At 40.5% G+C, this 11,495-nt stretch carries 15 protein-coding genes; 10 read left to right on the top strand and 5 right to left on the bottom strand.

Features of this window, described 5'->3' with window-relative positions; translation table 11 throughout:
* Positions 1 to 2: 2 nt before the first annotated feature.
* From P6280_RS01185 to P6280_RS01165, 5 genes are all read right to left on the bottom strand, one after another.
* A complete protein-coding gene (locus P6280_RS01185; protein ID WP_283237439.1) occupies positions 3 to 593 on the bottom strand; it encodes an SH3 domain-containing protein in 591 nt (196 codons plus the stop codon).
* A gap of 8 nt (positions 594 to 601) precedes the next feature.
* Positions 602 to 1,648, bottom strand: coding sequence for a microcin C ABC transporter permease YejB (locus P6280_RS01180; RefSeq protein ID WP_154450146.1), 1,047 nt, complete (start codon positions 1,646 to 1,648; stop codon positions 602 to 604).
* Positions 1,645 to 3,426, bottom strand: a complete 1,782-nt coding sequence (locus tag P6280_RS01175) for an extracellular solute-binding protein (protein ID WP_283236763.1) — start codon at positions 3,424 to 3,426, stop codon at positions 1,645 to 1,647. The genes P6280_RS01180 and P6280_RS01175 overlap by 4 nt, the downstream gene beginning before the upstream one ends.
* A complete protein-coding gene (trpS, locus tag P6280_RS01170; protein ID WP_283236762.1) occupies positions 3,427 to 4,407 on the bottom strand; it encodes a tryptophan--tRNA ligase in 981 nt (326 codons plus the stop codon). It abuts the gene before it with no gap.
* 71 nt (positions 4,408 to 4,478) lie between these two features.
* Complete coding sequence (locus tag P6280_RS01165; protein WP_283236761.1) at positions 4,479 to 5,216, bottom strand: methyltransferase domain-containing protein; 738 nt, start codon at positions 5,214 to 5,216, stop codon at positions 4,479 to 4,481.
* 123 nt (positions 5,217 to 5,339) lie between these two features.
* Here P6280_RS01165 and secG point away from each other — a divergent pair, with 123 nt between their 5' ends.
* The 10 genes from secG (at position 5,340) to P6280_RS01115 (ending at position 11,493) form a co-directional block, all read left to right on the top strand.
* Positions 5,340 to 5,939, top strand: a complete 600-nt coding sequence (secG, locus tag P6280_RS01160; RefSeq protein ID WP_283236760.1) for a preprotein translocase subunit SecG — start codon at positions 5,340 to 5,342, stop codon at positions 5,937 to 5,939.
* The gene (frr, locus tag P6280_RS01155; RefSeq protein WP_000938344.1) at positions 5,939 to 6,496 is read left to right on the top strand and encodes a ribosome recycling factor; all 558 of its coding nucleotides are present in this window, start codon (positions 5,939 to 5,941) and stop codon (positions 6,494 to 6,496) included. The genes secG and frr overlap by 1 nt, the downstream gene beginning before the upstream one ends.
* A gap of 3 nt (positions 6,497 to 6,499) precedes the next feature.
* Entirely contained in the window at positions 6,500 to 7,105 is a 606-nt protein-coding gene (gene pyrE / locus P6280_RS01150) for an orotate phosphoribosyltransferase (protein ID WP_120814243.1), read from the top strand.
* On the top strand, positions 7,095 to 7,559 hold the full coding sequence (locus P6280_RS01145) for an RDD family protein (RefSeq protein WP_220902508.1): 465 nt from the start codon (positions 7,095 to 7,097) through the stop codon (positions 7,557 to 7,559). The genes pyrE and P6280_RS01145 overlap by 11 nt, the downstream gene beginning before the upstream one ends.
* Complete coding sequence (locus P6280_RS01140; RefSeq protein WP_283236759.1) at positions 7,556 to 8,245, top strand: SIR2 family NAD-dependent protein deacylase; 690 nt, start codon at positions 7,556 to 7,558, stop codon at positions 8,243 to 8,245. Before P6280_RS01145 ends, P6280_RS01140 begins: the two co-directional genes overlap by 4 nt.
* A gap of 112 nt (positions 8,246 to 8,357) precedes the next feature.
* Complete coding sequence (locus tag P6280_RS01135) at positions 8,358 to 8,759, top strand: NAD(P)H-quinone oxidoreductase subunit 3 (RefSeq protein WP_001183543.1); 402 nt, start codon at positions 8,358 to 8,360, stop codon at positions 8,757 to 8,759.
* Positions 8,759 to 9,238 carry a NuoB/complex I 20 kDa subunit family protein gene (locus tag P6280_RS01130; RefSeq protein WP_001183511.1) on the top strand — a complete coding sequence of 160 codons (480 nt, stop codon included), beginning with the start codon at positions 8,759 to 8,761 and terminating at the stop codon, positions 9,236 to 9,238. Before P6280_RS01135 ends, P6280_RS01130 begins: the two co-directional genes overlap by 1 nt.
* On the top strand, positions 9,238 to 10,035 hold the full coding sequence (locus P6280_RS01125) for an NADH-quinone oxidoreductase subunit C (RefSeq protein ID WP_283236758.1): 798 nt from the start codon (positions 9,238 to 9,240) through the stop codon (positions 10,033 to 10,035). Before P6280_RS01130 ends, P6280_RS01125 begins: the two co-directional genes overlap by 1 nt.
* A 1-nt stretch (position 10,036) precedes the next feature.
* Complete coding sequence (nuoD, locus tag P6280_RS01120; RefSeq protein WP_000068200.1) at positions 10,037 to 11,266, top strand: NADH dehydrogenase (quinone) subunit D; 1,230 nt, start codon at positions 10,037 to 10,039, stop codon at positions 11,264 to 11,266.
* Entirely contained in the window at positions 11,263 to 11,493 is a 231-nt protein-coding gene (locus tag P6280_RS01115) for an NADH-ubiquinone oxidoreductase subunit E family protein (protein ID WP_015642380.1), read from the top strand. The genes nuoD and P6280_RS01115 overlap by 4 nt, the downstream gene beginning before the upstream one ends.
* Positions 11,494 to 11,495: the final 2 nt, after the last annotated feature.

Here is an 11,495-nt window from a genome sequence, read left to right as displayed (position 1 = left end):
TTTCATTCAGCCTTTTTTAAAAGTTTTAAAAACACATAGCCCTTTGTTTCGTTAGAAAATTCAATTTTAGCCCAATCGTTTTGGATTTCTAAAACCTTCACGCTTTTATTTTTTGCAAGCGATCCCAAGATTTTGCCTTTTGTGCTAGGAAAAGCACGCACATTCACGCTATTGACTGCGGCCTTATACTCTAAAGGTTTTTTTCCAATTGTAGGGGTTGAAAGGGTTTTTTGATGGTTTTGAATAGGTGGGGTGCTGTTTTGTTTGGGTTCGTTTTCTTTTTCTTGCTCTTGTTTAATCTCTTGTTTATTCTCTTTTTCTTGTGTGGGTGTTTCTAAAGGCAAAGGAGGATCTTTGGTGGGGTTTTCTTCTGTGGCGGTTGTGGCCGTGTTGGTTTCTTCTTGTTTGGGCGAAAGCGCGCTGTTTTGACGCTCCATCTCGGTTTTTTCTAAATTCTGGCTTATTGAAGCGCTGTCTTTTTCCCCATAAAAACCAAGCGCAACATGCACTAAAGCATACAACAACATAAACCCTAAAACCACCAAAAAAGGCCGCACAAAAAGTTTTAAAGAAGATTTCATTTCAGTTTTCACTCCCACCATCAACGCTTTTCAAAATCAATCCTAGGGTCAATCACCACGCAGAGCAAATCGCTTATCAAGCTCGCTATTAAACCTAAAAGCGTGAAAATATAAAGCGAACCAAACACGACAGGATAATCCCTACTCACAATGCTTTCATACCCTAAAAGCCCTAACCCATCTAAGCTAAAAACAATTTCTATCAATAAGCTTGAGCTAAAAAACATGCCTAAAAAAGCTTGCGGAAAACCCGCCACCACTAATAAAATCGCATTGCGGAACACATGCGCATAAAAAATACGCCCCACTGAACAGCCCTTAGCCTTAGCGCTCACCACATAGAGTTTGCCCATTTCATCTAAAAAAGAGTTTTTCACTAAAAGCGTAAGGCTTGCAAAACCCCCTAGAGAAATGCAAAGAACGGGCAAAGTGATATGCCATAAATAATCCTTGATTTTGCCTAACGCGCTCAAACTTTCAAAATTATCGCTCACTAGCCCTTTTAAAGGGAACCAGTGCCAATAATTCCCTCCAGCAAAAAACACGATCAACACCACCGCAAACAAAAAGGCCGGGATAGCGTTAGCGACAATGATCACCACGCTGCTTAGCACATCTAAAGGCTCGTTATTGCGTTTGGCTTTAAAAATCCCTAAAGGGATAGAAATAAGATAAATCAAAAGCGTGCTAAAAAGCCCTAACGAAATGGATACGGGCAATTTTTCCTTAATCAAATCTATCACTTTAATCTGGCGATAAAAGCTCTCCCCAAAATCAAATTGCGCGTATTTTTTGAGCATGAGAAGGTAGCGCTCCCCTATGGGCTTGTCAAAACCATAGAGTTTTTTTAAATTTTCTATCAAATCGCTCTCCAACCCTTGAGATCCCCTATAAGTGCGATCCTTAACAACGCCTTGAATCTCTTTGGACTGCGTGTTATTGATTTTAGCCATCATCTGCTCTATAGGGCCTCCAGGAGCTGATTGGATCAGAAAGAAATTAATAGTCATGATGGCTAATAAAGTAGGGATAATCAAAAGCAAGCGTTTAAGAATATAAGCAATCATTGAAGACCCCTTTCTTTTTTTACCCACCACAAATACGGCGAAAATCCATAGCTAGGGCTGATTTCAGGCATGCCAATGTAATTATACGCTGCGATCCTGTAATTAGGTAAATAAAAATGCGGTATCACATAAAACCCCCACAATAACACCCTATCCATCGCTTGAATGGCGGCTAGTTGCTCCTTATAATCTTTAGCGTTAATGATTTTTTCAATCAAATCATCTACCGCTTTACTAGAGATCCCCGCATAATTCCTTGAGCCTTTTTCTTTAGCGCTCAAAGAGCCAAAATAAAAGCGTTGCTCATTACCCGGGAAAGACGATTGGCCAATCACTCCTACAATCATGTCAAAATCATAGCTTTTGACCCGATTGACATACTGGCTTAAATCCACTCTTTGGATTTTCATTTCAATCCCTAACACCCTTAAGTTTTTAGCAAAGGCTAGAGCCAGTCTTTCAAAGGCCGGGCTGTTTAAAAGCAAAGTGAAACTAAACGGCTTGTTATTCTTATCCACTAAACGCATGTTTTTGTAAGAAAAGCCCGCGCTTTCTAAAAGCTTTTGGGCGTATTTTAAATTTTCCCTCAAATTATAGCCCAAAACATCAGGCCCATCGGTTCTAGGCACGACATAAGGCTCTTTAAAAACCCTTTCATCTAAACTCTTTTCATAAGGGGCTAACAGATTTTTTTCTTCAGGGCTTGGAAGAGGAGGGGACGCATAAATAGAATTGCTAAAAAAACTGGTGGTGCGTTTGTATTGCGAAAAAAACAAATTTTTATTCGCCCATTCAAAATCAAACGCATAAAATAAGGCTTCACGCACCCTTTTATCCTTAAAAATTTCTCGGCGCGTGTTGAAGAAAAACCCTTGCATGCCGCTTGGCATTTTATGGGCTATCAAATACTTCGTGATTTTTTTATTGTCTATAGCTTTCCCCACATAGCCCCTAGCCCAAACCTTATCCGTGCTTTCAATGCGCCAATCATACGCTCCGCTTAAAAAAGCCTGTAAAGCAATGGTTTCGTCTTTATAATACTCAAATTTGACCTCATCAAAATTGAATTGCCCCTTTCTGCTAGGCAAATTCCTCGCCCAATAATTAGGGTTTCTTTGGTAGGTGATTTTCTTGCCCACATCAAAAGAAGCGATCACATAAGGGCCGCTAGAAACAGGAATGAGTAAAGGGTTTTTGGTGAAATAATCCTTTTGAAACGCTTTTTTGGAAAAGATTTGCAACTGCCCTAAAATGAGAGGCAACTCTTTATTTTCAGTGGTTTTGAAAATGAATTTAACATGGTGCTTGTCTAAAATAACCGCCTTTTTAACATCTTGGTAATACTGCCGATAGAGAGGCGATCCTAATTCCATTATCGTATCAAAACTAAACTTCACATCGCTCGCTAAAATGGGAGCGTTATTGCTGAATCTCGCTCTTTTGTCTAAGGTAAAAATCACATAGCTGTTATCCTTAGCCACTTCTGCGTCTTTAGCGATTAAGGGGTATTCGGCAAAAGGTTCGTCCAAACTTTGCACCATTAAAGTGTCATAAATCAAATCCAAGCCTTCAGCTTTAGTGCCTTTAAGCACAAAAGGGTTAAGGCTATCAAAAGTCCCTATAGCGTCATTCCTTAAGACACCGCCTTTTCTAGCGTTAGGGTTAGCGTATTCAAAATGCGTGAAATTGTCTTTATATTTAGGCTCTTCGCCCAAGTATAAATAAGGCGTAGCCTTAAGGAAACAAAACACCCCTAACCATAAACCCAAAATTTTCATCTAAACCAACCCCATCAATTCTTTAGCCTTTTGGTAAGTCGTTTGCGCTAAAGGCCTGGCTTTTTTGACGCCGCCATTTAAAACGGCTTTCACTTCATCGTCGCTGATTTCTTTGTATCTTTCTTGGATGGGTTTTAAAGCCTGGATCACTACTTCAGCCAATTCCTTTTTGAAATCCCCATAGCCCTTATTTTTGAAACGCTCTTCTATGTTTTCTGGGCTTTCGTTGCTTAAAAGCATGTAGATATTTAAAAGGTTAAAAACGCCCTCTCTTTTTTCATCAAATGCAATAACGCCCGTAGAATCAGTGGCCGCTTTTTTGATTTTTCTTACAATAATATCCGGCTCATCTAAAAGAAAAATCGCATGGTTAGCCCCTTGATGCGATTTACTCATCTTCACTTTTGGATCATCTAGCCCCATAACCCTTGCCCCCACTTTAGCGATCAAAGGCTCTGGCACTTTAAAGCAACTCCCAAAATCCCTGTTAAATTTTTCTGCAATGTTTCGTGTGAGTTCTAAATGCTGTTTTTGATCTTCGCCCACTGGCACTAAATCGCTTTGGTATAATAAAATATCTGACGCCATTAAAATAGGGTAATTGAAAAGCCCCACATTCACGCTTTTAGGGTTTTTTAAAGACTTGTCTTTGAATTGCGTCATTCTTTGCATTTCCCCCATAGACACCTGGCAATTTAATAGCCATGCTAAAGCCGGGTGCTCATCAATTTCACTTTGAATGAATAACCCCGATTGCTTAGGATTAATCCCGCAAGCCAAAAGCAATTTGACCAGCTCATAGCTTTGGGATTTTAAAAATATAGGATCTATGGGCAGGGTGATCGCATGCGAATTGACGACGCAAAAAAGGTTTTCATATTCATCTTGCGCCTCTACCCAATGCTTGATCGCTCCTAAATAGTTGCCCAAATGGATTTGCCCAGTAGGTTGGATGCCTGAAAAGACTCGTTTTTTGTGCATGTTGTTTCTCGCTCATTAGTTTAGCGTTTATTGTAACCACCTAATTTTAATATTTTAATTTATCTTAGTTTTTAAGAACGCTTGATCCCAGAAAAGAGTAACACTTCATAGCTCAATTTTTCAAACGCCATGTTTTGAAAAAAATGTTTTTTTTGCTTGAAGCTCAGCGTTGAACCCCCCAAAAGACCGCATTTTTTAAGATAATTCAAAGCGTCTTGTTTGCGGTTGAAATAAAGAGCGAAGCGCTTGTTTTCCAATTCTATTTGAAAGTTTTTAAAAGCGTTTTTGATTAAAGATTTAAGCGTTTTGAGATCCCTTAAAGGCGAAGGCGTGCCTAAAAACTCATGCACTTCATGCAAACTAAAATCCGTATGGATAGCTAAAGCAACCTCCTTACTAAAAAAAGCGATTTTTTCTAAAACGCTTTTTAAATCCTTTGCCCATTGTAAAGAAGAAGAAGACACAACCAGATCGTAATCGCAAAAAACATGTTTTTCAAAATCCGCATGCTCTAAAGAGATTTTTTGAATGTTAATAGAATGCGTGGGGTGTAATTTGAGCATGTTTATAGAATTATCCAAAGCGATAAAGTCTTCAATCAAAATATTTTGCCGCTCTAAAGCGTTAAAAACAGCCCCACTCCCTGATCCTAGATCCAAAACTTTAGCGTAATGTTTTTGTTTTAACAATTGAACAAGACAGATAGCGATTTGTTGCTGGATATGAGCGAAGAGGTGATAAGTTTTGGCATGCTTATTGAATGCATGCTGATTGAATGCAAGCTGATTGAATGAATGAAAAGAGTCCAACACCACCGCCTTTAATGCGCCACGCTTGAAATTAAAACTAAATTTTAGTGTATTCTTAGCAAATTTTAGATAGGATTAATGGTAATTTTTTCTAAATTTTAGGCATTTAAGGAATCAGTGTTTATGACGAGTGCTCTGTTAGGCTTACAAATTGTTTTAGCGGTATTGATTGTGGTGGTGGTTTTGTTGCAAAAAAGTTCTAGCATCGGCTTAGGGGCTTATAGCGGGAGTAATGAGTCTTTATTTGGCGCTAAAGGGCCTGCGAGCTTTATGGCGAAATTGACCATGTTTTTAGGGCTGTTATTTGTTGCCAACACCATCGCTTTGGGCTATTTTTACAACAAAGAATACGGCAAAAGCATTTTAGATGAAACCAAAACCAACAAAGAGCTTTCGCCCTTAGTCCCTGCCACCGGCACGCTTAACCCCACACTCAATCCCACACTAAACCCTACGCTCAACCCTTTAGAGCAAGCCCCCACTAATCCTTTAATGCCCAAACAAACGCCCAACGAACTTCCTAAAGAGCCAGCCAAAGCGCCTTTTATTGAAAGCCCCAAACAGAATGAAAAAAATGGTGCCAAAAAAGAGAATAAAGAGAATAATATAAAGGGCGTTGGAAAGACCAAAGAGGATACAAAAACGCCCCCAACCACCCACCAAAAGCCTAAAACGCACACACAAACCAACGCCCACACCAACCAAAAAAAGGATGAAAAATAATGTTACAAGCCATTTACAACGAAACCAAAGATCTAATGCAAAAAAGCATTCAAGCTTTAAATAGAGATTTTTCCACTCTAAGGAGCGCGAAAGTTTCAGTCAATATTTTAGATCACATCAAAGTGGATTATTACGGCACGCCCACGGCATTAAATCAAGTCGGCTCCGTGATGAGCTTAGATGCGACCACTCTTCAAATCAGCCCATGGGAAAAAAACCTGCTCAAAGAAATTGAAAGATCCATTCAAGAAGCCAATATCGGCGTGAATCCTAATAACGACGGCGAAACGATCAAGCTTTTTTTCCCGCCCATGACAACCGAGCAAAGAAAACTCATCGCAAAAGACGCCAAAGCGATGGGTGAAAAGGCTAAAGTGGCTGTAAGAAATATCCGCCAAGACGCTAACAACAAGATAAAAAAATTAGAAAAAGACAAAGAAATCAGCGAAGATGAAAGCAAAAAAGCCCAAGAGCAGATCCAAAAAATCACCGATGAAGCCATTAAAACAATTGATGAAAGCGTGAAAAACAAAGAAGATGCGATTTTAAAGGTCTAAACCATGGATATTAAGGCATGTTATCAAAACGCTAAAGCGCTGTTAGAGGGGCATTTCTTACTCAGTAGCGGGTTTCATTCTAATTATTATTTGCAATCCGCTAAAGTTTTAGAAGATCCCAAACTGGCCGAACAATTAGCCAAAGAATTAGCCAAACAGATCCAAGAAGCCCGTTTGAATATTGAATGCGTGTGCTCGCCGGCTATTGGGGGGATCTTGGCTGGGTATGAGCTTGCAAGGGCTTTGGGCGTGCGTTTTATTTTCACTGAAAGGGTGGATAATATTATGGCTTTAAGGCGTGGTTTTGAAGTCAAAAAAAACGAAAAAATTTTAGTGTGTGAGGATATTATCACTACGGGAAAATCCGCTATGGAATGCGCTAAAGTTTTAGAAGAAAAGGGCGCTCAAATCGTGGCTTTTGGCGCTCTAGCTAATCGGGGCATTTGCAAGCGCGTTCATTCTCATTTAAAAGCCCAAGAGGGTGCGTGTTTGCCTAGCCATTTGCCCCTTTTTGCTTTAGAAGATTTTGTTTTTGACATGCACAAGCCCAGCTCTTGCCCTTTATGCGCTACTAGTACTGCTATAAAACCGGGAAGTCGTGGCAACTAAAAAAACCAAAAAAAATAAAACCCCCAAAAAAAAGCAAGCGTTAGAAAGCCCTTTAAAGGGGCTGTATCTCTCTTTGCGCTTAAAGGCCTTTATCACCGATATTTTTATGATTTATACCCCCATGCTTTACATAATGACCTATGCGATTTTAGGGAGCGCGAAGGATTTTAGGGAAAACCAGAGTGCGATTTTTTTATGCTTGCTTTTTTACGCCCTAACGCACAGCTTTTTTATCGCTTTTAAATCCCAAAGCCCTGGCATGCGTTACGCTCAGTTTAAATTAGTCAAAAACAATCGCAAAGAAGTGGGCTTTTTTTTAGCTTTGTGGCGGTTTGTTTTGTGGGTGTTGAGCATGGGGTTACTCATAGGGTTTGTTGCACCTTTTATTTTTAAGTTTTTTTTGCATGACAAACTCAGTGGCACTCATATTGAAATCATCAAGGAGGAAACATGAAAAATTTAGTGATCCTAAGCGGGGCTGGCATTTCAGCAGAAAGCGGGATTAAAACCTTTAGAGATGCTGATGGCTTGTGGGAAGGGCATGACATCATGGAAGTTGCCTCGCCTTATGGCTGGAAAAAGAACCCGCAAAAGGTGTTGGATTTCTACAACCAAAGGCGCCGACAGCTTTTTGAAGTTTATCCAAACAAGGCCCATAAGGCTTTAGCGGAATTGGAAAAACACTATCAGGTTAATATCATCACCCAAAATGTAGATGATTTGCATGAAAGGGCGGGTTCTTCTCGCATTTTGCACTTGCATGGGGAATTATTAAGCGTTCGCAGCGAAAAAGATCCGAATTTGGTTTATAGGTGGGAAAAGGATTTGAATTTAGGCGACTTGGCCAAAGACAAATCGCAATTACGCCCTGATATTGTGTGGTTTGGCGAAGCGGTGCCTTTGCTTGAAGAAGCGATTTCTTTAGTCAAACAAGCGCATCTTTTAATCATCATTGGCACTTCTTTGCAAGTCTATCCCGCTGCTAGTCTCTACACGCATGCGCACAAAGACGCTCTCATTTATTACATTGACCCTAAGGCTAAAAACGCCCATTTGCCTAAGAATGTCCAATGCATTAATGATAGCGCGGTGCATGCCATGCAAGATTTAACGCCCAAACTCATAGAAATAGCCTCTTAAGAGATGCTAAAAAGATGCTAAAATAATTTTTATTTTTTCAGCTAACGATTAGCAAAAACATGGTTTAATTGGCTTTGTCATTTGCTAATAGTTAAAGGAGTTTGAGAGTCTGATGCAACAAGCCACAGAAGCATTGAATCACCCCTATTTTGGCGTTTTTGTTTTGCTGGTATTCACCTTTTGGGTGTTTAACTTGACTTTAAGGATTCAAAGGTTTTTAAGCCGTAAAATGGCTCAAAAAAAGGGCGAAAAGCTCAAGCTTGCTCCCTATGAATGCGGGCCTGTGGCTCTCAAACAGCCTAATAGAGTGTCCCATCATTTCTATATCATGGCCATGCTTTTTATTTTATTTGATGTAGAAATCGTTTTCATGTTCCCTTGGGCGATCGGTTTTAAAAAATTAGGCTTGTTTGGACTCGTTGAAATGCTAGGCTTTGTCTTCTTTTTAACCATTGGTTTTATTTACGCTTTAAAGCGAAACGCTTTGAGTTGGCAAAAATTAGAGGTGAAATAATGCAACAAGCACCAGTTGTTCTAAGCACTTTGGATAAATTATTGAATTGGGGGCGTTCTAATTCGCTTTGGCCTTTAACCTATGGCTTGGCGTGTTGTGCGATTGAGATGATGGCGACAGGGGGTTCAAGGTTTGATTTTGACCGGTTTGGCACGATTTTTAGAGCGAGCCCCAGGCAATCTGATGTGATGATCATCGCTGGCACGCTCACTAAAAAACATGCCGAATTTATGCGCAGGCTTTATGATCAAATGCCTGAGCCTAAATGGGTGATTTCTATGGGGAGTTGCGCTAACACGGGTGGGATGTTTAACACTTATGCGACCGTTCAAGGAGCAGATAGGGTAGTTCCTGTGGATATTTATTTGCCCGGTTGCGCGCCGCGCCCAGAAACTTTACAATACGCTCTTATGGTTTTGCAAGATAAAATCAGACGCTCTAAAGCGATCAAACAAGACGCTCCTAAAAGGTTGGTGTGATGGTAAGAAAACAATCCCCCTATGAAGATGTGCAAAAACAATCGCGCCAGCATGACCCCTATAAAATCATAGAACCCACCCCTAAAAAATATTTAGAGGGTAGCGCTTATGAAGTCATTTACAACCACCTTTCTTACAAGCATGAGGTTTTAGACAAATTTATAGAAACTAACACGGCTGTGTTTTGGATCAAAAAAGACGATATTTTTTCTGTCGCTACGACTTTAAGGCATTTGGGTTATGAGTGTTTGAGCGAAATGAGCGCGATAGATTTGTGCGCTAAAAAAGGGCATTTTGAATTGTTTTATCAATTTGTGGGTTTTAGCGATAGCTGTAAAAACCGCCGTAGGGTGCGCGTAAAATGCATTCTGTTGCCTAATGAAAGCGTGGATTCTTTGAGTTTTTTATACCGATCGGCTAATTGGAGCGAGAGGGAAGCGTATGATTTGCTTGGTATTGTGTTTGACAAACACCCCTATTTGAAACGCCTTATCATGCCGCATGATTGGGTGGGCCACCCTTTATTGCGTTCCTATCCGCTCAAAGGCGATGAATTCGCCCAATGGTATGAAGTGGATAAAATTTTTGGTAAAGAATACCGAGAAGTGGTGGGTAAAGAGCAACGAGACAGCGCGAGAGTGGATGAAAAAGACACTTTCAATTTCGCCAAAATTGGCTATGAGCAAGGCAAGGGCGAAGAATTAAAAGAAACAGAAGAAAAGCATGCGTTTAAGAAAATCCCTTTTGTCAAAGATTTGCACAAAATCGCCCCCACTATCTTAAAAAAGAGGCTATAAAATGGCTCAAAATTTCACGAAACTCAACCCTCAGTTTGAAAACATCATTTTTGAACATGACGACAACCAAATGATTTTAAACTTTGGCCCCCAACACCCTAGCAGTCATGGGCAATTGCGCTTGATTTTGGAATTAGAGGGCGAAAAAATCATTAAGGCTACCCCTGAAATTGGCTACTTGCATAGAGGCTGTGAAAAGTTAGGCGAAAACATGACCTATAACGAATACATGCCCACTACCGACAGATTGGATTACACTTCTTCTACCAGCAACAATTACGCTTACGCGCATGCGGTAGAAACCTTGCTCAATTTAGAAATCCCTCGTCGGGCGCAAGTGATCCGCACGATTTTACTAGAGCTTAACCGCATGATCTCACACATCTTTTTTATCAGCGTGCATGCTTTAGATGTGGGGGCGATGAGCGTGTTTTTGTATGCGTTTAAAACGAGAGAATACGGCTTGGATTTGATGGAGGATTATTGCGGGGCTAGGCTCACGCATAACGCTATAAGGATTGGGGGCGTGCCTTTGGATTTACCCCCTAATTGGTTAGAAGGCTTAAAAAAGTTCTTGGGTGAAATGAGAGAATGCAAAAAACTCATTCAAGGCTTATTGGATAAAAATCGCATTTGGCGGATGCGCTTGGAAAATGTGGGCGTTGTAACGCCCAAAATGGCGCAAAGCTGGGGCATGAGCGGTATCATGTTAAGAGGGAGTGGGATCGCTTATGACATTAGAAAAGAAGAACCTTATGAGCTTTATAAAGAGCTTGATTTTGATGTGCCGGTGGGGAATTATGGCGATAGCTATGACAGGTATTGTTTGTATATGTTAGAAATTGATGAAAGCATTCGCATCATTGAACAGCTCATTCCCATGTATGCTAAAACCGATACGCCTATCATGGCTCAAAACCCGCATTATATTTCTGCCCCTAAAGAAGATATAATGACGCAAAACTACGCCTTGATGCAGCATTTTGTTTTAGTGGCTCAAGGCATGCGCCCTCCCGTTGGGGAAGTGTATGCACCTACAGAAAGCCCTAAAGGGGAATTAGGGTTTTTTATCCATTCAGAGGGCGAGCCTTACCCTCATAGATTAAAAATCAGAGCCCCTAGCTTTTATCACATCGGGGCTTTAAGCGATATTTTAGTGGGGCAATATTTAGCGGATGCAGTAACCGTGATTGGCTCAACCAATGCGGTGTTTGGCGAGGTGGATAGATGAAACGCTTTGATTTACGCCCCTTAAAAGCGGGTATTTTTGAACGCTTAGAAGAATTGATTGAAAAAGAAATGCAACCTAATGAAGTCGCTATTTTCATGTTTGAAGTGGGGGATTTTTCTAATATCCCTAAGAGCGCTGAATTTATCCACTCTAAAGGGCATGAGCTCCTCAATTCTTTGCGTTTCAATCAAGCGGATTGGACGATTGTCGTGAGAAAAAAGGCTTGATT

This window comes from Helicobacter sp. 219-2, assembly GCF_030053225.1.
GTDB classification, from domain to species: domain Bacteria; phylum Campylobacterota; class Campylobacteria; order Campylobacterales; family Helicobacteraceae; genus Helicobacter; species Helicobacter pylori_C.
The sequence above is the reverse complement of the archived record's forward strand: the minus strand, read 5'-3'. Positions and strand labels throughout refer to the sequence as shown.